Annotated in this window: 17 protein-coding genes; 8 read left to right on the forward strand and 9 right to left on the reverse strand. The window is 67.3% G+C overall.

From position 1 onward, the window contains the following. Positions 1–165 precede the first annotated feature (165 nt). From ACWV8V_RS13610 to ACWV8V_RS13625, 4 genes are all read right to left on the reverse strand, one after another. A complete protein-coding gene (locus ACWV8V_RS13610; RefSeq protein ID WP_455899977.1) occupies positions 166–726 on the reverse strand; it encodes a TlpA family protein disulfide reductase in 561 nt (186 codons plus the stop codon). Next, a complete protein-coding gene (locus tag ACWV8V_RS13615) occupies positions 723–3,095 on the reverse strand; it encodes a protein-disulfide reductase DsbD domain-containing protein (RefSeq protein ID WP_455899978.1) in 2,373 nt (790 codons plus the stop codon). Before ACWV8V_RS13615 ends, ACWV8V_RS13610 begins: the two co-directional genes overlap by 4 nt. Further along, positions 3,095–3,433, reverse strand: a complete 339-nt coding sequence (gene cutA, locus ACWV8V_RS13620) for a divalent-cation tolerance protein CutA (protein ID WP_019183549.1) — start codon at positions 3,431–3,433, stop codon at positions 3,095–3,097. Before cutA ends, ACWV8V_RS13615 begins: the two co-directional genes overlap by 1 nt. Positions 3,434–3,505: 72 nt before the next feature. Beyond that, the gene (locus ACWV8V_RS13625) at positions 3,506–5,293 is read right to left on the reverse strand and encodes an endonuclease (protein ID WP_455899979.1); all 1,788 of its coding nucleotides are present in this window, start codon (positions 5,291–5,293) and stop codon (positions 3,506–3,508) included. Between the two features lie 293 nt (positions 5,294–5,586). Between ACWV8V_RS13625 and ACWV8V_RS13630 the strand changes: the two genes are divergently transcribed. Then, the gene (locus tag ACWV8V_RS13630; protein WP_019183551.1) at positions 5,587–5,874 is read left to right on the forward strand and encodes a co-chaperone GroES; all 288 of its coding nucleotides are present in this window, start codon (positions 5,587–5,589) and stop codon (positions 5,872–5,874) included. Between the two features lie 91 nt (positions 5,875–5,965). Further along, on the forward strand, positions 5,966–7,615 hold the full coding sequence (gene groL, locus ACWV8V_RS13635) for a chaperonin GroEL (RefSeq protein ID WP_019183552.1): 1,650 nt from the start codon (positions 5,966–5,968) through the stop codon (positions 7,613–7,615). A gap of 105 nt (positions 7,616–7,720) precedes the next feature. Here the strand turns inward: groL and ACWV8V_RS13640 are convergent, their stop codons facing one another. Beyond that, positions 7,721–8,620 (reverse strand): LysR substrate-binding domain-containing protein, encoded by a 900-nt coding sequence (locus ACWV8V_RS13640; protein ID WP_455899980.1) that lies wholly within the window; start codon positions 8,618–8,620, stop codon positions 7,721–7,723. Positions 8,621–8,833: 213 nt separating this feature from the next. On the opposite strand from ACWV8V_RS13640, the gene ACWV8V_RS13645 reads away from it, so the two are divergent. Continuing rightward, positions 8,834–9,469: a glutathione S-transferase family protein gene (locus tag ACWV8V_RS13645; RefSeq protein WP_455899981.1), complete on the forward strand. Its 636-nt coding sequence runs from the start codon at positions 8,834–8,836 to the stop codon at positions 9,467–9,469. 16 nt (positions 9,470–9,485) lie between these two features. Continuing rightward, positions 9,486–10,535, forward strand: a complete 1,050-nt coding sequence (locus ACWV8V_RS13650) for an LLM class oxidoreductase (protein WP_455899982.1) — start codon at positions 9,486–9,488, stop codon at positions 10,533–10,535. Between the two features lie 41 nt (positions 10,536–10,576). Here the strand turns inward: ACWV8V_RS13650 and ACWV8V_RS13655 are convergent, their stop codons facing one another. After that, the gene (locus ACWV8V_RS13655) at positions 10,577–10,861 is read right to left on the reverse strand and encodes a hypothetical protein (protein WP_455899983.1); all 285 of its coding nucleotides are present in this window, start codon (positions 10,859–10,861) and stop codon (positions 10,577–10,579) included. A gap of 130 nt (positions 10,862–10,991) precedes the next feature. Between ACWV8V_RS13655 and ACWV8V_RS13660 the strand changes: the two genes are divergently transcribed. The 4 genes from ACWV8V_RS13660 to aroG all read left to right on the forward strand — a co-directional run bounded on the left by ACWV8V_RS13660 (position 10,992) and on the right by aroG (position 13,930). Beyond that, entirely contained in the window at positions 10,992–11,486 is a 495-nt protein-coding gene (locus ACWV8V_RS13660) for a MarR family winged helix-turn-helix transcriptional regulator (RefSeq protein WP_455899984.1), read from the forward strand. Next, positions 11,483–12,223 carry a DNA alkylation repair protein gene (locus tag ACWV8V_RS13665; protein WP_455899985.1) on the forward strand — a complete coding sequence of 247 codons (741 nt, stop codon included), beginning with the start codon at positions 11,483–11,485 and terminating at the stop codon, positions 12,221–12,223. The genes ACWV8V_RS13660 and ACWV8V_RS13665 overlap by 4 nt, the downstream gene beginning before the upstream one ends. A gap of 14 nt (positions 12,224–12,237) precedes the next feature. Further along, entirely contained in the window at positions 12,238–12,585 is a 348-nt protein-coding gene (locus ACWV8V_RS13670; protein ID WP_455899986.1) for a DUF6616 family protein, read from the forward strand. 271 nt (positions 12,586–12,856) lie between these two features. Beyond that, on the forward strand, positions 12,857–13,930 hold the full coding sequence (gene aroG, locus ACWV8V_RS13675) for a 3-deoxy-7-phosphoheptulonate synthase AroG (RefSeq protein WP_259258934.1): 1,074 nt from the start codon (positions 12,857–12,859) through the stop codon (positions 13,928–13,930). A 139-nt stretch (positions 13,931–14,069) separates the two neighbouring features. On the opposite strand, the gene ACWV8V_RS13680 is transcribed toward aroG, so the two are convergent. The 3 genes from ACWV8V_RS13680 to ACWV8V_RS13690 are packed head-to-tail and all read right to left on the reverse strand — an operon-like array spanning position 14,070 to position 21,351. Next, complete coding sequence (locus ACWV8V_RS13680) at positions 14,070–17,135, reverse strand: efflux RND transporter permease subunit (protein ID WP_455899987.1); 3,066 nt, start codon at positions 17,133–17,135, stop codon at positions 14,070–14,072. Then, positions 17,132–20,239, reverse strand: coding sequence for an MdtB/MuxB family multidrug efflux RND transporter permease subunit (locus ACWV8V_RS13685; protein WP_455899988.1), 3,108 nt, complete (start codon positions 20,237–20,239; stop codon positions 17,132–17,134). The genes ACWV8V_RS13680 and ACWV8V_RS13685 overlap by 4 nt, the downstream gene beginning before the upstream one ends. After that, entirely contained in the window at positions 20,236–21,351 is a 1,116-nt protein-coding gene (locus tag ACWV8V_RS13690) for an MdtA/MuxA family multidrug efflux RND transporter periplasmic adaptor subunit (RefSeq protein WP_455899989.1), read from the reverse strand. The genes ACWV8V_RS13685 and ACWV8V_RS13690 overlap by 4 nt, the downstream gene beginning before the upstream one ends. Positions 21,352–21,535 lie beyond the last annotated feature (184 nt).

Below are 21,535 nucleotides of genomic sequence, written 5' to 3' on the forward strand. Positions count from 1 at the left end.
GGCAGAAGGCAGCGCGGCCAGCCACGCAGGCGGCGTGACACTACCCGGCAGCGAATGAGAATGAATCTCGTCATTGTTGGGCGTGGCGCAACGGCGGTCAAGGCCTTCGGCGGCGTAGCGCGGCATCACCATCAACGGTCACGCTGTCGACGATGGCAGACGGCCTCAGTGCCGCGCCCACGCCTCGATCTCGCCTGCGGAGAGCGGCCCCAGCTTCTGTTTCACGATGCGCCCTTCGGCATCGACCAGCACCGAATAGGGCAGCAGGCCCTGTGCATTGCCCAGGCGCACGCTGGCATCGGCAGGGCCGGGCGTGTCGAGCACGATCGGGTAGGCCACAGGAATGCGGGCCAGGAAATCGCGCACGCCCTCGGGGGTATCCAGCGCCAGCCCGAGCACCTGCACACCGCTGGCGCCCTGGGCGTCGGCAAACGCGGTCAGCGCGGGCACTTCCTCCACGCAGGGGCCGCACCAGCTGGCCCAGACATTGATCAGCAGGGGGCGGCCACGGAAGCGGGCCAGATCCACGGGGTGTCCGTGGAGGTCGGGCAGGGTGATCGCCGGCATCGGATCGCCGGGTTGGGCTGCGGCCACCGCCGGGCGCTGCGGTGGTGGGGCGATCGCCGGGCGGGTGTCATGCCCGGCGAACCACACCCCCGTGCCGATGCCCAGCACGGCCGCGATCACGACCACCACGACCATCTGCCGTGGTGGCCGCAGGCTCATCGTGCGGTCCGCAGCAGCGCTTCTTCCACCAGCGCCTGGGTCAGCACGGTCGGCAGCACCGTCGGCGGTGCGCCCGGGCCGTAGACCACATACAGGGGCACGCCGACGGCCTTGTGCTCATCCAGGAAGGCGGTGATCTGCGGGTCGACATTGGTGTAGTCGCCGCGCATGTAGACCGCGTTGGTCCGGCGCAGGGTGTCGCGGAAGGCATCGGTGCCCAGCACCGCGCGCTCGTTGGCCTTGCAGGTCACGCACCAGTCGGCGGTCATGTTGACGAACACCACGCGGTTGTCCTGGCGCAGGCGGTCCAGCATCTGCGGTGAGTACTCCACCACGTTGTCGCTGGCCGGCTGTGCGGCCTTGGCCGGCGGATCCAGGCGGGTCACGCCCCAGACCGGATACAGCGCGGCCAGCACCAGCAGCAGGGCCAGCAGGCCGCCCACGCGCTGGCTGCGCCAGCGGCTGCGCTCGAACCACCACAGCGCCAGCGACAGGATCACCAGGCCGCCCAGCACCAGCGCCATCGCATCCACGCCGCGCTGCTTGCCCAGCACCCACAGCAGCCAGATCGCGGTGCCGTACATCGGGAAGGCCAGCACCAGCTTGAGGGTTTCCATCCACGCGCCGGGGCGCGGCAGGCGACGGGCCAGCGACGGCACGAAGCCGATCAGCAGGAACGGCAGGGCCAGGCCCAGGCCGAGTGCCAGGAACACCAGCATCGCCTGCAGGCCGGGGGCAGCAAAGGCATAGGCCAGTGCCGGGCCCATGAACGGGGCCACGCACGGGCTGGCGACCACACAGGCGAGCACGCCGGTGAAGAAATCGCCGACCGGGCCGCTGCGCGAGGCCAGCGACTGGCCGACCCCGCCCATGCTGCCGCCCAGGGTGAACACGCCCGACAGGCTCAGGCCGACGGCGAACATCAGATACACCAGCGCGGCGATGAACCACGGGTGCTGCAGCTGGAAGCCCCAGCCCGCGGCCTGGCCCGCTGCACGCAGCGCGATCACCAGCGCACCGATCGCAGCGAAGGCGACCAGCACGCCGGCGGTGTACCAGAGTGCATGGCTGCGTGCGCGCTGGCGGCTCTCGCCACTCTGCGCCACACCCAGCACCTTCAGCGACAGGATCGGCAAGACGCACGGCATCAGGTTGAGGATCAGGCCACCGGCCACGGCGAACAGCAGCAGCACCAGCAGGTTGCCCGGTGCGGCCGCCGGTGAGGCCGGCGGCGGGGTGCGCTGTGCGTTGTCGGCGCTGGCATCCGGGGTGGCGGCGGTGTCGCCCGGTGCGGCCAGGGCCGGCTCGTTCGGACGGATCAGCATCGGCTGGCTGCCGGTGCCGGCTTCACCGCGCTCACGGGCGAGGGCTCGCTTGTCGCGATTGGGCAGGGGCGCGATGACCTCGGTCTTCTGCGCGACGTCATTCGCCTTGGCGTTGATCGTGCCGGCCGGCAGCGCCAGCTTCACCCGGCGCGTCATCGGCGGGTAGCAGATGCCATCGGTCTGGCAGCCCTGGAAGGTGATCACCAGCGTGGCATCGGTTGCACTGGCCGTACTGCGGCGCAGCGGCAACGGGACGTCGATCTGGTCGAAGTACACCGCCACATCGCCGAAATGCTCATCGCGGTGCGATTTGGCGGCCGGCCATGTCGGCTTGTCCGCGCGGATGCCCGGCGCGCCTTCCAGCGCCAGCGAGGTGCGGTCGCGATACAGGTAGTAGCCCGGCGCCGGCGTGAAACGCAGCAGCACGGTGTTGCCATCGCCGACGATGGCATCGAAGCCGAAGGCGCGCTCGGACGGCAGCGGCAACGCCTGGGCGTTGCTGGTGCCGGGCAGGCGCAGCCCGCTGCCGGTGGTGTTGGCGAGTGGGGTGTTGAACGGCGAGGCGGCAGCGCTGGCGGCGGCCGGTGCGGCACTGGCCGTTCCGCTGCCACCGGCCGGCAGCTTCACCTGCAGCGTGCGCTTCTGCGGCGGGTAGCACACGCCCGCATCGGCGCAGCCCTGGTAGCGCACTTCCAGCGTGACCGTGTCGGTGCCATCGGCGGCCTTGCCCGGCAGTACGCCGGTCAGGCGTTCGCGGTAGGTCTCCACCTCGCCGAAGAAATCATCATGGTGCTTTTTGCCGGCCGGCAGCTGCAGCGCCTCGGCGTCGAACCCGGCATCGGCCTTGACCGTGGTGCGGTGGCGATACAGGTAATAGCCCGGGGCGATCTTCCAGCTGATCTCCACGCGATCGCGGTCGCGCGCCTGCGCGGTAAGCCCGAAGGCCTCATCGACCGGGAGCAGATCCTTTTCGCTGATCGCCCAGGCCGGCAGGGAGACCACGAGCAACGCGCACAGCGCGGCAATACGACGAAACAGCGTCATCAATCACTTTCCTCACGGGTCTGCGCCCGAATCCAATCCAGGTACGCCGGCAGGCCGGCGCGGGTTTCGACCGCGATGCACTCGGGGAGTTCATACGGGTGCAGGGCCTGCACGCGCGCGATCGCCGCGTCCAGGCGGCTGCCGGTGGTCTTGATCAACAGTTGGACCTCATGGTCCTCGGTGACCTCGCCCTGCCAGCGGTAAGTCGAGTGCGCCCCGTCCAGGCGCGTCACGCAGGCCGCCAGGCGTTCGTCCACCAGCGCGTGTGCCAGCCGCGTGGCGCAGGCCACGTCGGGGCAGGTGGTGAACAGCAGGAAGACGGGATCGGCAATCGACATGACCGCCGAGTATAGGACCGCAAGAGGCCAATGGTCCGACCGGCGCCGCGAGGGGGCGCCGGTCGGCCGGGCTCAGTTGGCCAGCTGGCAGGTGGCCGGCTTGGCCGAGGTGAACAGGGCCGGGGTGGCCCATTCGGGGTGGTCGATGAACGGATTGCGGTTGCCCTGGAAACTGAAGATCACCTCGTTGCGAGCGCGTTCTGCCGCGTCCGGCGGGTCGGACAGGTGCCAGTCGATCAGGGTCGAGAGCAGGCCCATGTAAGCTGGCGAGGCCGACGTTTTGACGATCTTGCTGCGGTCGTCGGTCAGCTCCAGGTCCGGCTCGGACTGCCCGGTTTTGGCATCTTTACCGCCTTCATAACGGATCGCCATGTACATCACCGCACGCGCCATATCGCCCTTGCGGTGGCCCCACACTTCGAACGAGCCGCCATTGCCATCCGGCGTGCGCACCCAGTTGGAGGTGCCCGGGTAGCCACCACTGCCGCCGCCGAATCCGTTGTTGGCCTCGGTCGCGCGTTCACCGCAGTTGCTGTCGCATTTGGCAAAGGGCTTGTTGCCGCGGTCCGCATTCCACTGTGCATCGGTCAGATACAGCATGTGGGTGTCGGTGTAGGGCGCGTAGGGCAGGCCCTTGTCGCCGGTGGTGCTGGCAAAGCCCAGCGAGTTGGGCCAGGTGTGTTCGCGGTTGTAGGTCAGCCCGCTGCCGGTGCCTGCGCGCCCGCTGACCTTGGTGTAGCTGCGGTTGCGGTAGGCATCGAGGATCTTGCCGCTGTTGTTGGGATCTTCGTCGGCGATTTCCAGGATGGTCCAGGTGCTGGTGCCCGAGCCGCTGTAGGGATAGGCGGTGTGACCCTTGATGGTCTCGTGCAGCGAGCAGCGCAACTGGCTGGGGGTGGAGGTGTTGACCCGGGCGTAATACTCCCCGGGCGTGCCGGGGTTGCCCGGATCGGGCGTGGTGGCGGTGGCCACGGTGAAGGCGATGCGTGTATCGGCGGCCGGGCGGGCGCCCTGGGCATCCTTCACGCGGGTGGCGCGGATGTCGAAGCGGCAGGCTTCCCCCGCCACCAGCGCGGTGTTGGTGGCCAGGGTGAAGCGGGTGCCGGTGGTCGGGTGGCTCAGCGGGACCGTGCCGGACTGGCCGCAGCTCAGCGCGAAGGCGCCGCTGGAGAGGGTGACCGGCTCACTGAAGGTGACGCTCAGGTCGGCGGCAGCCGGGAAGGTGCTGGCGCCCTGCTCGGGGGTGGTGGCGGTGACCGAGGGCGCGGTGTTCGGGCCGGTCGGGCCGCCGCCGCCGCTGAAGGTCTGGCCGTGGTTGCACGCGCCAAAGGTCTGCGTGGCCGATTCGGCCCAGGTGAAATGGGCGTACTGGCTGCCGCTGCCGGTCAGCTGCAGGGAGGTGCCCGGGGCGGTGCTGTTGGTCTCGCTGACCGGGATGTTCTGGCTGGTCAGGCCTGCCGCGGGGCCGCCGGCGGCCGTGATGGTGCCCTCATAGCTGAGGAACTGGACCATCTTGCCGCTGGCATCGACCAGGGCGATGCCGTCGTTGGGACCGTTCTGGATCCCGTTGGTCGGGTAGCTGACCGTGGCCAGCCGGGCGCCGCCGCAACTGGCGGTGCCGGCCGGGACCGCGTTGTTGGCGTAGACCGTGGCCGCCGAGGGGTTGCTGCCGTTGTACAGATAGAGCCGGTAGCCGGACAGGTCCTCACCGGCGGTGGCGACGACTTCGATCGCCTCGCCGACGTCCCCGGCCGGGGTGCTGTCGTCGTAATGCAGTTCATTGATGAATACATCGGCCCGGGCCGGGCTGGTGGCCAGCACCAGCAGGCAGGCCAGGGACAGCGGCGTCAGCAACCTCATCTACGACTCCTTGTGATTGGTCAATGCCGCTCGAATCTACGCAATCCAGATGACACATCGATTGGTCTGTCGGATTCGACCTTTCGCATTGAGAACTGCGTCAAACATTCACGCGCGGGCCCGGATCGGCAAAAAAAACCAGCCGCCTGCCCTTGAAAGGGGTGGGGCCAGCACCATCTCTGCTCTGTCCCGCACCGTCGGGTTTTTTCGTGAGCGTGGCTGGCAGTCGCCCTGTGCGAGTGCTAACATCGCCAGACTTTCCTAGACCAATCAACAACTTAAAAGGGTCTCACATGAGCATCAAGCCGCTTCATGACCGCGTCGTAGTCAAGCCGATCGAAGCCGACGAAATCTCGTCCGGCGGCATCGTGATTCCGGATTCCGCCAAGGAAAAGTCGACCAAGGGTGAAGTCGTGGCCGTCGGCCCGGGCAAGCCCCTGGACAACGGCAGCGTGCGCGCGCCGTCGCTGAAGGTCGGTGACAAGGTCATCTACGGCCAGTACGCCGGCAGCAGCTACAAGTCCGAAGGCGTCGAGTTCAAGGTTCTGCGCGAAGACGACATCCTCGCCATCGTCGGCTGAGTGATGCGGCCGGCCCCGTGCCGGCGCTTCCGCACTTCCTCCCGTTCAAGCAGCCGGGCATCGCCCGGCTCTACATAAAAAGGTAATCGCAATGGCTGCCAAAGATATTCGTTTCGGTGAAGACGCCCGCGCCCGCATGGTTCGCGGCGTCAACGTTCTCGCCAATGCCGTCAAGGCTACCCTGGGCCCGAAGGGCCGCAACGTCGTGCTCGAAAAGAGCTTCGGCGCGCCGACCATCACCAAGGACGGCGTGTCTGTCGCCAAGGAAATCGAACTGGCTGACAAGTTCGAGAACATGGGCGCGCAGATGGTGAAGGAAGTCGCGTCGCGCACCAACGATGACGCCGGCGACGGCACCACCACCGCCACCGTGCTGGCCCAGGCCCTGATCCGCGAAGGCGCCAAGGCCGTCGCTGCCGGCATGAACCCGATGGACCTCAAGCGCGGTATCGACAAGGCCGTGATCGCCGCCGTCGCCGAGCTGAAGAACATCTCCAAGCCGACCGCTGACGACAAGGCGATCGCCCAGGTCGGCACGATCTCGGCCAACTCGGACGAGTCGATCGGCAACATCATCGCCGAAGCGATGCGCCGCGTGACCAAGGAAGGCGTCATCACCGTTGAAGAAGGCTCGGGCCTGGACAACGAGCTGGACGTCGTGGAAGGCATGCAGTTCGACCGTGGCTACCTGTCCCCGTACTTCATCAACAACCAGCAGTCGCAGACCGCTGACCTGGACGATCCGTACGTGCTGCTGCACGACAAGAAGATCTCCAACGTGCGCGATCTGCTGCCCGTGCTGGAAGGCGTCGCCAAGGCCGGCAAGCCGCTGCTGATCATCGCCGAAGACATCGAAGGCGAAGCGCTGGCCACCCTGGTGGTCAACACCATCCGTGGCATCGTCAAGGTCGTGGCCGTCAAGGCACCGGGCTTCGGCGATCGTCGCAAGGCGATGCTGGAAGACATGGCCGTGCTGACCGGCGGCACCGTGATCTCCGAGGAAATCGGTCTGTCGCTGGAAAAGGCGACGATCAAGGACCTGGGCCGCGCCAAGAAGGTGCAGGTCTCCAAGGAAAACACCACGATCATCGATGGCGCCGGCGAGAAGGCCAACATCGAAGCGCGTGTCACCCAGATCAAGACCCAGATCGAAGACACCTCCTCGGATTACGACCGCGAGAAGCTGCAGGAACGCGTGGCCAAGCTGGCCGGCGGCGTTGCCGTGATCAAGGTCGGTGCCTCGACCGAAATCGAAATGAAGGAAAAGAAGGATCGCGTCGACGACGCCCTGCACGCGACCCGTGCAGCCGTTGAAGAAGGCGTGGTCCCGGGCGGCGGCGTTGCCCTGGTTCGTGCGGTCACCGCGCTGAGCGGCCTGAAGGGTGCCAACGAAGACCAGAACCATGGCATCCAGATCGCCCTGCGCGCGATGGAAGCCCCGCTGCGCGAAATCGTGGCCAATGCTGGCGAAGAGCCGTCCGTGATCGTCAACAAGGTCAAGGAAGGCACCGGCAGCTTCGGCTACAACGCCGCCACCGGCGAATTCGGCGACATGCTGGAATTCGGCATCCTGGACCCGACCAAGGTGACCCGTTCGGCGCTGCAGAACGCTGCCTCGATCGCTGGCCTGATGATCACCACCGAAGCGATGGTTGCCGAAGCCCCGAAGAAGGATGACGGCGCTGGCGCAGCTGGCGGCGGCATGGGCGGTATGGGTGGCATGGGCGGCATGGACTTCTGATGTAGAGGCCGGCCTTCGGTCGGCACGCATCGGAGCAGTAATGCGCCAACGCAGTACGAAAAACCCCGCCGGAAGGCGGGGTTTTTTTGTGCGCGTATCACGGGCTCACAGCGCGCTGGTCGGCGCCTCGACCTCATCCTGCAGCCAGCGCAGGAATGCCGCGATGGCCGGGTTCTCCTCGGCGCCGGGCAGGGTGACGGCGTAGTACGCAAACCGCGTCGGCCAGGGATGATCCAGCACGACGGCCAGCCGCCCGCTGGCCACTTCGGCTTCCACATACAGGTCACGCACCAGCGCGATGCCCTGACCCGCTTCTGCGGCACGGATCAGCAACACGTCGTCATCGAATGCCGGGCCACGTTCGACGCGCGGATCGGGTGGCAGGCCCAGCGCGCGGAACCACAGCGACCAGTCGCTGCGGTCCGAATCCTGCAGCAGCGGGTACTGCAGGCAGTCCACGGCCGAGTGGATCGGCGGGCCCTCGGCGAGCAGCGCCGGGCAGGCCACCGGCAACAGCACCGGCGCCGCCAGTGGGCGTGAGACCAGGCCGGGGTAGTCACCGAGACCGTGGCGGATGGCGATGTCGATACGGTCGCGACGCAGATCCGCCAGCGCCGATGAGGCCTCCACACGCACTTCGATCGCCGGGTGGCGTTCGGTGAACCGCCCCAGCCGCGGCACCAGCCAGGACGCGGCGAAGCTGGGCACGGTGCTGAGGGTGAGCGTCTGCCGGGCATGGATGGCCTCCAGCGTCGCCATGCTGTCCTGGATCTGATCGAACGCGCGCAGCAGGGCCGGGTGCACCTGTGCGCCGGCCGGGGTAAGCGCGACCCCATGAGGGGTGCGGGTGAACAGCACAACGCCGGTGCGCGCCTGCAACAGCTTGAGCTGCTGGCTGATCGCGCCCGGGGTGACCCCCATGACCGCAGCAGCGGCCTTGAGGCTGCCATGACGACCGGTTTCGACGAAGGCGCGCAGTGCGAGCAGGGGAAGGACGGCGCCCATGACCTTAGATTTTCTCTCTTGGCAGTGCAGGAAGAATCGTTCTACAGGGCGCGCTGGCCTGCGTAGCATCGTGATCATGTTGAATCACCACGGTTTAGTCCAGCTGCATTGCTTGAGCCCCGATAGCCCACCCGCAATCGACATGCGTTGCCGTCGCAGCGTGGCGTCGTGACGTGAACCCCTCCGCCATCCCTCGCCTGCAAGGAGACCGCTGTGTCCCCCGCTTCGCTGCACCTGTACACCGACAGCTCGCCCAATGGCTTCAAGATCACCATCGCGCTGGAAGAGATCGGCATCCCTTACGTACTGCATCACGTGCGCATCGACGAAGGTGAGCACCGCCATCCCGATTTCCTGCAGCTGCATCCGCACGGTCGCATTCCGGTGCTGGTCGACGACGCGACCGGTATCACCGTGTTCGAATCCGCGGCCATCCTGCTGTACCTGGCCGAGCAGAGCGGACGGCTGTTGCCCGACGCGCCACGCGCGCGCTGGGAGGCCATCACCTGGTTGATGTTCCACTCCGCCAGCGTCGGTCCGATCCTGGGGCAGCGTGTGCACGTTGAGATGTTCGCCAAGGAGCGGCATGCGCCTGCGATCGAACGCTACCGGCGCCTGAGTGCCGAATTCTTCGCCACGCTGGATCAGCGACTCGCGGACCGTCCATGGCTGGCAGGCGAGGCGTACTCCATCGCCGATATCGCCGGCTACGGCTGGACCCACATCGCCACGCTCATCGAGTTCGACTTCAGTGCCTTCCCGCACCTGAGTGCGTGGCACGCGCGCATGTCGCAGCGGCCCGCCGTGCAGCGTGGGGTGCTGCTCCCCGAACCGGCCACCGGCCCCTGACCCAGGAACGACCACGATGACCCTGTTGACTGATATCACCCCGATGCAGGCGCCACTGACCGGCGCATCCGCACCGACGTTCGCCCGCCATGCCGGCTACCAGCGCATGTTCCGCGAAGGCGCGCTCACGCTGGGCGTGTTCCTGCCGTTGCGCTTCTACCAGGGCGACATGCAGGTGCTGGCCGGGCAGGCGGATCTGGTGAGCCAGCTGGACCGCGATGGTTTTGCCGCGACCTGGGTACGCGATGTACCCCTGTTTGATCCGTTGTTCGGCGATGCCGGGCAGGTGTTCGACCCGTTTACCTATCTGGCTTTCCTGGCGGCACGCACGAAGCGGCTGGCGCTGGCCACGGGCAGTGCGATCTTCTCGCTGCGCCATCCGATCGATCTGGCCAAGTCGGCCACCACCATCGACCAGCTGTCCGGTGGTCGGCTGGTGCTGGGGATCGCCTCCGGCGACCGACCGGTGGAGTTCCCGGCGTATGGCCTGGAGCATGCAGACCGTGGCGAGCGCTTCGCCGCATCGGTGGCGTATGTCCGCCAACTCATGCAGCACGGTTCCTTGCGTATCGATTCACCCCTGGGTGCGCTGCAGGGCGTGGAGCTGCTGCCCAAGCCGGTGGCCGGGGCGATTCCCCTGCTGGTGACCGGCACCTCGCGCCAGACACTGGACTGGGTTGGGCAGCATGCCGATGGTTGGCTGACCTATCCCGAGGCAACCCATCACGCGGGCGGACCGCAGCGCCTGGCCGACAAGATCCAGGCATGGCGCCGTCTCATCCCCGACGGTGGCTTCCGCCCGCACGTCACCAACGAATGGCTGGATCTGGTCGGGGACCCGAACCATCCCCGCACGCCGCTCAGTGGCGGCTACACGCTGAGAACCGGCCGCAACGGATTGATCGATCTGCTGGGCGAGTGGCAGCGTGCCGGCGTGAACCATGCTGCGCTGGGCATCCAGTTCTCGCAGCGCCCGGCGGCCGAGGTGCTGCAGGAACTGGCCGAATACGTGCTGCCGTTGTTTCCTTCGCATGACGGGCCGCTGCCGGCCGGCACGCGCTGGTAGGCATGCCCTCCGCTCCGCCATAAGGGGCGGCGCAGCACTCGTCAGGCCGGAGAACGCACCGCGCGCAGACGCTCGCGCCAAGCGAGGCCGAGATGCGCAAGCAGGAACGACAGTACGCCGCCCACCACCAGTCCCTGCGCGTACGTCATGGGCAGCCATATCGCTGCCGCCGCGCCCAGCGCCATGCCGACCAGGCTGACGGCAACGGCAACACGTTGCCGCGCCAGATGCTGTGCCTGCACGCGCTGACGTTGCTCGACGGCCACGCGCTTGTTGTCCGGCCGCAGGATGGCCTGGGCAATCGCGTCAGCTTGGGAAGGGGTCATCGACGCATCCTTGTGGGTGATCCTGTCCCGGATCTTCGCCTGTCACCGGGGCGACGTAAAGTGCGGCGGGGTTCCAGATACGTCGCAACGACTATATAGTTAGCCGCCATATTATGTCGAAGCCGCCTGCATGCTGGAAATCAAACACCAGGCCTTCCTGACCGAGCTCGAACGTCGTGGCCAGCCGGATACGGGTGAGTTGGCGCTGTGTTTCCAGGTGCTGTCGCTGGCCAGCGCGATCGACCAGGACTGCGCGAGTCGTCTGGCACCGCTGGGCCTGAGCGAAGGACGTTTCGTACTGCTGTTCCTGCTGCGTGGTGCGGACACGGCCTTGTCGCCTCACCAGTTGGCCGAGCGCGCCGGCGTCACCCGTGCCACCGTGACCGGCCTGCTGGATGGCCTGGAGCGCGCGCACCTGGTGAGCCGCCACAGTGATCCGGACGACAAACGCCGCATCCACGTGCGGCTGACCCCGGCGGGTCAGGCACTCGCTGCGCAACTGTTCGACCAGCAGACCGACTGGATCGCCTCGCTGTTCGCCGATATCAGCCCCAGGGAACGGCGCACGCTCGGCACGCTGTTGCAACGCGTGTGGTCGCGCACCGACGCAGGGCGTGCGGCATGAAGCAGCCGGTCACCCGCGAGCGACGCGGGCAGCTGGATCGCGGTGAAGCCGAAGCCACGCACTTGGCCGAAGTGCTGGCCGTCGATTTCGCCAAGCTGATGGCCAATGTCGCACCCGGTTTGCCAGCCTCTGCGATCACCCCGATGCGCAACGCCGCCAAGCGCGGCATCACCCTGCGCATGCAGGGCGCCGCCACGCTGCTGCGCGTGCATGGTCACGGCGATCCTGCGCAGTGGTCGCGCCATGCCAGCGACACGGTACGTGGTTGGGCCTGCTATCTGATCGGCAGTGACCCTGGGTTGTCACTGGAGCACAAGCTGGATGCGCTGCGCGCGCTGGCCGATGACGCACACTTTGGCGTGCGCGAGTGGGCGTGGCTGGCCGTGCGTCCGCATATCGTCTCCGAACCGCTGCGCGTGCTGACGCACCTGCACGGCTGGAGCACCGACGCCTCACCCAACGTGCGCCGCTTCGCCTGCGAAGCGCTGCGTCCGCGGGGTGTGTGGGCCGCGCACATCACGCTGTTCAAGCAGGAACCCCACCACGCCCTGCCGCTGCTGCAGGCGCTGTGTTGTGACGCCTCGCGCTACGTGCAGGATTCAGTAGGCAACTGGCTCAACGACGCCGGCAAAAGCCAGCCCGATTGGGTCCGCGCGCTGTGCAGCGAATGGCAGGAGCACCACGCCGATGATCCGGCCAACACCTATATCCGCAAGCGCGCACTGCGCTCGCTCTGACCTCAAGGAATGCCATGTCGCACATGTTGATCGAACTGTACACCGCCACCCCTGCCTGGACTGCGCTGGACCCGGTATCGCGCGGGGCGCTCTTCGCCCGCATCGGCGCGGGTATGCAAAACGTGGACCCCGCGCGCGTCACACCGGTGGCGATGGGCCGTATCGAGCAGGACGTACCGCACACCACGGCCGAGCAGTTCTATGCGGTGTGGCAGTGCGCCGAACGGCTGGATGCCGATGCCTTGCTGGCCGCAATCGGCGCCACAGGCTGGCATGAGTACTTCACCACCACCCACGCGGTAGGTGCAGCGGGCACCCTGCAGCAGCATCTGGCTGAGCTGGCGGCGTTGCCGCGGGAGTGATGGTGCAGGCCGGGTCGGCAGCGGCTGAATGGTCATCGCAGTTGCGAATGAAACAGTTGGCACCTCCAAACCCCTGTGTTATCAATACTCCCCAATGAACGCACGCCCCGCCAATTCCTACTTTTGGTATTACTTTCCGAAGCCACCGGCGGAGGAAGGCATGCGCTCACCCTGAAGAAATTTTCAGACGCATTCCCGAAAGCCGCCAGCGCACCTGGCGGCTTTTTTGTTGCCGCCGCGCTGGGGACCCCCACTGCCAAGGAGTTACCCCATGCCCCCCCATACCGACGACCTGCGCATCCGCAAGATTGAACCGTTGACCCCGCCGGCGCAGCTGCTGGCGATGCTGCCCTGCGATGATGAAGCCTCCGATACGGTCAGCGCCTCCCGCGCGGCCCTGCACGAGATCCTGCACGGCCGCGATGACCGCCTGGCGGTAGTGATCGGCCCGTGCTCGATCCATGATCCGGTGGCCGCCATCGAATACGCCCAGCGCCTCAAGCCGCTGCGTGACGCTTACGCCGACGAGCTGGAAATCGTCATGCGCGTGTACTTCGAAAAGCCCCGTACCACGGTGGGCTGGAAAGGCCTGATCAACGATCCGGACCTGGATGGCAGCTTCAACATCAACAAGGGCCTGCGCGTGGCGCGCGGTCTGCTGCGCGACATCAACAAGCTCGGCCTGCCGGCCGGCGTTGAATTCCTCGACGTGATCTCGCCGCAGTACATCGCCGATCTGGTCGCCTGGGGCGCGATCGGCGCGCGTACCACCGAAAGCCAGGTGCACCGCGAACTGGCCTCGGGGTTGTCGTGCCCGGTCGGGTTCAAGAACGGTACCGACGGCAACATCAAGATCGCTGCCGACGCGATTGGTGCTGCCTCCAATCCGCATCACTTCCTGTCGGTGACCAAGGAAGGCGGCACCGCCATCGTGGCCACCGCCGGCAACCCGGATTGCCACGTCATCCTGCGCGGCGGCAAGACGCCCAACTACGACGCTACTCACGTGGAAGCGACCAGCCAGACGCTGGCCAAGTCGCACCTGGCCGCGCGCATCATGATCGACGCCAGCCACGCCAACAGCAGCAAGAATCCGGAAAACCAGCCCAAGGTCATCGCCGACATCAACGCCCAGTTGGCCAATGGCGAAGAGCGCATCGTCGGCGTCATGGTAGAAAGCCATCTGGTGGCCGGTCGGCAGGAACTGGTGGAGGGCCAGCCGTTGACGTACGGGCAGAGCATCACCGATGGCTGCATCGGCTGGGACAGCTCGCTGGCGGTACTGGAAAGCCTGGCCGAGGCGGTGCGTGCGCGGCGGGCGGTGCGGATCAGCGAAGCGGCATGAATCTGCTTTGATCCGGGGGTAGAGCCACCCCATGGGTGGCTGCGCGCAGCGCCGCGGCGCCTCATGCAGATCATGCAGATCATGCAGAAGCAGCCACGCATGGCGTGGCTCTACCCGCAGTGCGCCGCGCACCCGCTGATCATGAGGCGCGCCGCAGCCTCGCCAATGCCAGATAGATCGCCGGGGTGGTGTACAGGGTCAGCCACTGGCTGACCAGCAGGCCACCGACAATCGCAATGCCCAGCGGCTGGCGCATCTCCCAGCCTTCGCCGGTGGCCAGCATCAACGGCAACGTACCCAGCAACGCGGCCACGCTGGTCATCAGGATCGGCCGGAACCGCAGCCGTGCGGCTTCGCAGATCGCGTCGTACGACGACAGCCCGCGCTCGCGTTCGGCCGACAGCGCGAAGTCGATGATCAAGATGGTGTTCTTCATCACCACGCCCACCAGCAGGAACAGGCCGAGCAGCGAGATCAGGTTCAACTCATTACCGAAGGCCATCAGCGCCAGCAATGCGCCAACGCCCGCCGAGGGCAGCGTGGAGAGGATCGCCAGCGGCTGCACGAAGCTCTCGTACAGCACGCCCAGCACCAGATACACCGCCAGCATCGCGCCGAGGATCAGCCACAGCTGGCGCTCGCGCAACTTTTCGAAGCCACCGGCCTCGCCACTGAGCCGCGCCTGCACATGGGTGGGCAGCATGATCCTGGCCATGGCCTGGTCCACCGCCTTCACCGCCTGGTCCAGGGTGACGCCGGGTGCCAGCGCGAACTCGATCCACACGGAGGCGAACTGCTGGCTGTGATAGATCCGGTCCGGCGCCATGCCGTAGTCCCACCGCGCGATCGACGACAGCGGCAGGCGCTGGCCGTCCTTGCCGATCACATGGATCTGTTCCAGCGTGGAGGGATCCTGGGTGTAGCGCGGGTCCAGCTCCATCACCACGCGGTACTGGTTGAGGGTGTCGTACAGCGTGGCGACCTGGCGTTGGCTGAAGGCGTTGTTGAGCACCGAGGCGATCATGCGCATGTCCACGCCCAGGCGGGCGGCGGCATCGCGGTCGATGTCGAGCACCACCTGGCGCATGCCCTCATCGCCCTTGGATTCCACATCGACCAGCTCGGGCAGGGCGCGCAGTGCATCGGCCACCTTGGGCGTCCATTGCCGCAGCGGTTCCAGTTCGCCGGAGAGCAGCTGGAATTCGTACTGGCCGCTGTCGCCACTGCCTTCCAGCTTGATGTCCTGGTCCACCCACAGGAACATGCCGCCACCGGGAATCTTCGGCATGTTGGCGCGCAGGCGGTCGATCACCTGCTGACTGGAGACCTTGCGCTCGGCCAGCGGCTTCATCTTGATCATGATGAAGGCGTTGTTGACCCCGCTGCGGCCGCCGATGTACCCGATGATGTCGCTGATCGCAGGGTCCGCCAGCAGCAGTTTGCGGTAGGCCTCGATCTTGGGCTGCATGACCTGGAACGAGAGGCCGTCGTCGCCGCGCGCGAAGCCACGCAGCTGCGCGGTGTCCTGTTTGGGCACGATGCCCTTGGGCACCTGCTGGAACAGCCACACATTCAGCGCGATCACGCCGGCGAACAGCAGCAGCGGCAGCGCGAGCCAGCGCAGCATCGTCTGCAGGCTGCCCACATAGGCACCGCGCAGGCGTTCGAACAGCGCGGTGCCGGCGCGCTGCAGCCCATTGCCGGGACCGGGGCGCGGCTGCCCGAGCAGGCGCGCGCACAGCATCGGGGTCAGGCTGAGCGAGACCAGCAGTGAGACGCCCATCGCCGCCACCAGGGTCAGCGAGAACTCGCGGAACAGCTTCTCGACGAAGTCATCCAGGAACAGGATCGAGATGAACACAACGGCCAGCGCGATGTTCATCGACAGCAGCGTGGCACCGACTTCACCCGCGCCCCGCAGCGCGGCGGTCATCGGCGAGGCGCCTTCTTCGCGATGACGGGCGATGTTCTCCAGCACCACGATCGCATCGTCGACCACCAGCACCGCCGCCACGATCAGCGCCATCAGCGAGAGTGTGTTCAATGAGAACCCGAGCAGGGCGATGATCGCCAGCGCGCCCAGCAGCGAGACCGGGATCGCCACGGTCGGCACCAGCGCCGCGCGCCAGTGACCCAGGAAGGCCAGCACCACCAGCACCACCAGGGCGATCGCCAGCAACAGCGTCAGCTCGGCCTCGCGCAGGGTGGCGCGGATCACCGGTGAGCGGTCCATCACCACCTGCATGTCGATGGTGGCCGGCAGCAGTGCCTGCAGCGTGTCCATCTGCGCCTGGATGGCGTCGACGGTCTCGATGATGTTGGCGTCCGGCTGGCGGCTGACGATCAGCAGCACCGCCGGGCGCTCGTTGTGGAAGCCGCTGGCGTAGCGATCCTCCACGCCTTCGCGGATCCCGGCCACATCCTCCAGGTACACCGGGCGGCCGTCGCGCATCGCCACGATCAGGCGGCGGTACTCGGCGGCGGTGCGCAGCTGCAGCGTGGCTTCCAGCTGCCACTGCTGGGCTTGGCTGGCCACCGTGCCCAGCGGCTTGAGCGCGTTGGCGTTACGGATCGCCGCGGCGATGTCGTCCAGCGCGATGCGGTGATGGTTCAGGGCATTCGGGTCGAGCGAAACGCGCACCGCGGGCAGTGAGCTGCCGCCCACCTGCACCTCGCCGACGCCGGGAATCTGCGCCAGCTTCTGCGCGATCACGGTGGAAGCCACGTCGTATATCTGCCCCGGCGCGAGGCTGTCCGAACTCAGCGCCAGCGCCATGATCGGCGCCTGCGAGGGATTCACCTTGCGGTACTGCGGCATCCCCGGCATGCCGCTGGGCAGCTGCGCGCGCGCGGCATTGATCGCCGCCTGCACGTCGCGCGCGGCATCATCCACGTTGCGGCCGAGCGCGAATGTCAGCTCGACCTGGGTCGAGCCCTGGGTGCTGGCCGAGTCGATCCCGGTCAGCCCCGGGATGGTGCCCAGCGCACGTTCCAATGGCGTGGCGACGTTGGCCGCCATCGACTCGGGGCTCGCGCCCGGCAGGCTGGCGCTGACGTTGATCGCCGGGTAGTCGACCTGCGGCAGCGGCGCGACCGGCAGCAGGCGCAACCCGAGCAGGCCGGCCAGTACCACCGCCACTGCCAGCAGCACGGTGGCGACGGGATGCTGCACGAACCAGCCGATCGCCCGCGACAGCGGGCTCACGCCAGCGCCTCGTCAGCCTTGTCGGTCACCGGCGCGGGGCGCTGGCGGAAGCGGTCGAAGAACAGGTAGATCACCGGCGTGGTGAACAGGGTCAGCACCTGGCTGACGATCAGCCCACCGACCATCACCAGGCCCAACGGCTGGCGCAGCTCGGCGCCCGAGCCACTGGCGAACATCAGCGGGATCGCGCCGAACAACGCGGCCAGCGTGGTCATCAGGATCGGGCGGAAGCGCAGCAATGCGGCCTGATGGATGGCCTGGCGCGGCGCCATGCCGTGCTCGCGCTCGGCCTCCAGCGCGAAGTCGATCATCATGATCGCGTTCTTCTTGACCAGCCCGATCAGCAGCACGATGCCGATCACCGCGATCAGGTCCAGGCTGCGCCCGCTCACCAGCAGGGCAAGCAACGCGCCCACCGTGGCCGAGGGCAGGGTGGAGAGGATGGTGATCGGGTGGATGAAGCTCTCGTAGAGCACGCCCAGCACCAGGTACATCACCACCACCGCGGCCAGCACCAGCCACAAGGTGCTCGACAGCGAGGCGCGGAACGCATCGGCCGCGCCCTGCAGGCGAAGCTCTACGCTGGCCGGCAGGCCGATCGCGGCGCGGGCGCCTTCGATGGCATCCACCGCTTCGCCCAGCGATGCCTCCGGGGCGAGGTTGAACGAGAACGTCACCGCCGGGAACTGGCCGACATGGTTGATCAGCAGCTGCGCGGGGCGCTGTTCGATCCGCGCGATGCCGCCCAGCGGCACCTGCCGACCATCCGGGCCGGTGACGTGCAGGCGTGCGATCGCATCCGGGCCGAAGGCCACGTCCGGGCGCGCTTCCAGCACCACGCGGTACTGGTTGGCCTGGGTGAAGATGGTCGAGATCTGGCGCTGCCCGAACGCGTCGTACAGCGCATCGGCGATGGTCTCCACGCTGATGCCCAGGCGCGCCGCGGCGACCCGGTCGATCACCACATGTGCCTGCAGCCCTTGGTTCTGCAGATCGCTGGCGACGTCGGCCTGTGCCGGTGCCTGCTGCAGATGCTCGAGCAGGCGCGGCGTCCACGTCTCCAGCTGCGCGATATCCGGGCTGGTCAGAGTGAACTGATACTGGGTGCGGCTGATCCGGTCCTCGATGCCCAGTTCCTGGACCGGTTGCAGATACAGTTTGATGCCTGGGACATGCGCCACGCGCTGCTGCAGCCGCGCGATGATGGCCTGTGCATCGGCAGCGCGCTGTGCGTGCGGTTTCAATTCGATCAGAAGACGCCCACTGTTGAGCGTGGCGTTGTTGCCGTCCACGCCGATGAACGAGGACAGGCTGGCCACGTCCTCATCTTCCAGCAGCGCCGCCGACAAGGCCTGCTGGCGCTGCGCCATCGCCTGGAAGGAGATCGACTGCGGCGCCTCGCTGATGCCCTGGATCAGCCCGGCATCCTGCACCGGGAAGAAGCCCTTGGGCACCCACACGTACAGCAGCGCCGTCAGCACCAGCGTGGCGACAGTGGCGGCCAGCATCAACGGCTGGCGCTGCAGCACCCAATGCAGCTGGCGATCATAGACCGCCACGACGCGGTCGAACGGGTCGCCCTGCTGCGCCGATTCCTGCCCATCGGCATCGCGACGGGTCGCATGGCCGGCCTTGAGCAGGCGCGCGCACATCATCGGCGTCAGCGTCAGCGAGACCAGCAGCGAGATGCCGATCGCCACCGCCAAGGTGATCGCGAATTCGTGGAACAGCTTGCCGACCACGTCGGCCATGAACAGCAGCGGGATCAACACGGCGATCAGCGACAGGGTCAGCGAGATCAGCGTGAAGCCGATCTGCCTGGCACCCTTCAGCGCTGCCTGCATCGGCGTGGCACCGCGCTCCAGATGACGGGCGATGTTCTCCAGCATCACGATCGCATCGTCCACCACGAAACCGGTGGCGATGGTCAGCGCCATCAGCGTGAGGTTGTTGAGCGAGAAGCCGGCCAGCAGCATCACCCCGAACGTGCCGACCAGCGACAGCGGGACCGCGATGCTGGGAATGATCGTGGCCGGGATGTTGCGCAGGAACAGGAAGGTGACCATCACCACCAGTGCGATCGCGATCAGCAGCTCGTGCTGCACGCCACGGATCGAGGCGCGGATCGATTCGGTGCGATCGCTGAGGATGGCCACATCCACACCGGCCGGCAGCGAGGATTGCAGCTGCGGCAGCAGCGCACGCACCTGGTCGACCACGGCGATCACGTTCGCGCCGGGCTGGCGCTGGATGTTGATCAGCACCGCCGGGGTGGTGCCCGACCACGCGGCCAGCTGGCGGTTCTCGGCGCCATCTTCGATGGTGGCGACATCGCCCAGACGCAGCGGTGCGCCATCCTTCCAGGCCAGGATCAGGGCGCGGTACTCGGCCACCGAGCGCATCTGATCGTTGGCATCGAGCATGATCGCGCGGGTCGGCCCGTCGAAGCTGCCCTTGGGCATGTTGACGTTGGCCGTGCCGATCGCGGTGCGGATGCTGGCCATGCTCAGCCCGTTGGCGGCCAGCGCGGACGGATTGACCTGGATGCGGACCGCCGGGCGCTGCCCACCAGCGAGGCTGACCAGCCCGACCCCAGGCAGCTGCGAGAGCCGCTGCGCCATGCGGGTATCGACCAGATCGTGCACCTGCGGCAGCGAGAGGCCCTGCGAGGTCACTGCCAGGGTCAGGATCGGGGTGTCAGCCGGGTTGACCTTGCGGTACACCGGCGGCACCGGCAGATCGTCGGGCAGGAAGCTGTCGGCGGCGTTGATCGCGGCCTGCACTTCCTGCTCGGCCACGCCGAGCGCGACCTCCAGCGAGAACTGCAGGGTGATCACCGACGCGCCGCCGGAGCTGGTCGAGGACATCTGCTTCAGGCCGGGAATCTGCCCGAGTTGCCGTTCCAGCGGCGCGGTGACCGCGCTGGTGGTGACGTCCGGGCTGGCGCCGGGATACAGCGTGGTGATCTGGATGATCGGGTAATCGACCTGCGGCAGTGCCGCGACCGGCAGCAGGCGATAGGCCATCACGCCGGACAGCAGCAGCGCCACCATCAGCAGCGTGGTCGCGACCGGGCGCTCGATGAAGGGGCGCGAGAGGTTCATGCGCCGGTCCGCGGCGGGTCCTGCTCCACCACCTCGACCTTGGCGCCTTCGCGCAGGCCGTCGATGCCTTCCACCACCACGCGCTCGCCCGCCTTGAGGCCTTCGCGCACCGAGACGCGTTCGCCATCGGCCGGGCCGAGCACCACGGTGCGCAGCGACGAGGTGTCATCGGCCGCGATCACGTAGACGTAGCTGCCCTTGCTGCCGAACTGCACGGCGGCATTGGGAATCACCACCGCATCACTGCTGCTGACCTGCAGGCGCACGTTGACGAACTGGTTGGGGAACAACGATTCATCCGCGTTGGCGAACTGCGCGCGCAGTTTGAGCGTGCCGGTGGCGGTATCGATGCGGTTGTCCAGGCTGGAGAGCACGCCATCGCCCAGCGCGGTGCGCTCCTCGCGGTCCCAGGCTTCCACGGTCAGCTGCGGATTGGCGCGTGCGGCAGCCACCACCGCCGGCAGGTCCGGCTCGGGCACGGTGAACAGCACGCTGATCGGGGTGGTCTGGGTGATGGTGGCCAGCGGCTCGGTATCGCCACTGCGCACCAGGTTGCCGACATCGACGTTGCGCAGGCCCATACGCCCGGCCACCGGTGCGGTGATGCGGGTGTACTGCAGCTGCAGGCGTGCTTCATCCACCGCCGCCTGGTCGGTCTGGCGACGGCCCTGCAGCTGGCGCACCTTGCTCTGCTGATCACTGAGGTCCTGCGCGGAGACGAAGTGCTTGCTCTGCAGTTCGGCGAAGCGCTTGAGCTGGCTTTCGGCATTGTCCAGCTCGGCCAGGTTCTGCTGCTGGGTGCCCAGCGCACGCGAGAGCTGCACCTGGAACGGGCGCGGATCGATCTCGGCCAGCAGCTCGCCGGCGGTGACGTGCTGGCCCTCGGAGAATGCCAACCGAAGCAGTTCGCCATCCACGCGGCTGCGGATGCTCACCGTATGCAGCGGGGTCACCGTGCCCAGCGCTTTCAGGCGCACCACCAGATCTTCCTGCGTCGCAGTGGCCACACGCACCGGGGTCGGCTGCGGCCCCCCGGACGGGCCGGCGGCCGGGCCGGGCGCGAGCAGTTTCCATGCAGCGATGGCGGCCAGGCCGACAGCGGCAGCGATCAACAGCGGTGTGACCAAACGACGGCGAGACGACGGGGGCGTTGAAGCGGACATACGCATCCTGCGCACCCTCCACCGGAGCAGTGCGTCCATGGGGACCGGCCGACGGCGGCAGGTCAACGGGGGAGAGGGTGTCTGGCGGGGCAGCGGGTGGTACACCGCCGCGTGGCTGGATGCCGTTCGAATG

The organism is Stenotrophomonas sp. Ker107b (assembly GCF_053847245.1).

Excerpts from the sequence above, each read along its gene's own strand:
- ACWV8V_RS13610 (WP_455899977.1), bottom strand. The coding sequence starts at position 726 with ATGAGCCTGCGGCCACCACGGCAGATGGTCGTGGTGGTCGTGATCGCG.
- ACWV8V_RS13615 (WP_455899978.1), bottom strand. The coding sequence starts at position 3,095 with ATGACGCTGTTTCGTCGTATTGCCGCGCTGTGCGCGTTGCTCGTGGTC.
- cutA (WP_019183549.1), bottom strand. The coding sequence starts at position 3,433 with ATGTCGATTGCCGATCCCGTCTTCCTGCTGTTCACCACCTGCCCCGAC.
- ACWV8V_RS13625 (WP_455899979.1), bottom strand. The coding sequence starts at position 5,293 with ATGAGGTTGCTGACGCCGCTGTCCCTGGCCTGCCTGCTGGTGCTGGCC.
- ACWV8V_RS13630 (WP_019183551.1), top strand. The coding sequence starts at position 5,587 with ATGAGCATCAAGCCGCTTCATGACCGCGTCGTAGTCAAGCCGATCGAA.
- groL (WP_019183552.1), top strand. The coding sequence starts at position 5,966 with ATGGCTGCCAAAGATATTCGTTTCGGTGAAGACGCCCGCGCCCGCATG.
- ACWV8V_RS13640 (WP_455899980.1), bottom strand. The coding sequence starts at position 8,620 with ATGGGCGCCGTCCTTCCCCTGCTCGCACTGCGCGCCTTCGTCGAAACC.
- ACWV8V_RS13650 (WP_455899982.1), top strand. The coding sequence starts at position 9,486 with ATGACCCTGTTGACTGATATCACCCCGATGCAGGCGCCACTGACCGGC.
- ACWV8V_RS13655 (WP_455899983.1), bottom strand. The coding sequence starts at position 10,861 with ATGACCCCTTCCCAAGCTGACGCGATTGCCCAGGCCATCCTGCGGCCG.
- ACWV8V_RS13660 (WP_455899984.1), top strand. The coding sequence starts at position 10,992 with ATGCTGGAAATCAAACACCAGGCCTTCCTGACCGAGCTCGAACGTCGT.
- ACWV8V_RS13665 (WP_455899985.1), top strand. The coding sequence starts at position 11,483 with ATGAAGCAGCCGGTCACCCGCGAGCGACGCGGGCAGCTGGATCGCGGT.
- ACWV8V_RS13670 (WP_455899986.1), top strand. The coding sequence starts at position 12,238 with ATGTCGCACATGTTGATCGAACTGTACACCGCCACCCCTGCCTGGACT.
- aroG (WP_259258934.1), top strand. The coding sequence starts at position 12,857 with ATGCCCCCCCATACCGACGACCTGCGCATCCGCAAGATTGAACCGTTG.
- ACWV8V_RS13685 (WP_455899988.1), bottom strand. The coding sequence starts at position 20,239 with ATGAACCTCTCGCGCCCCTTCATCGAGCGCCCGGTCGCGACCACGCTG.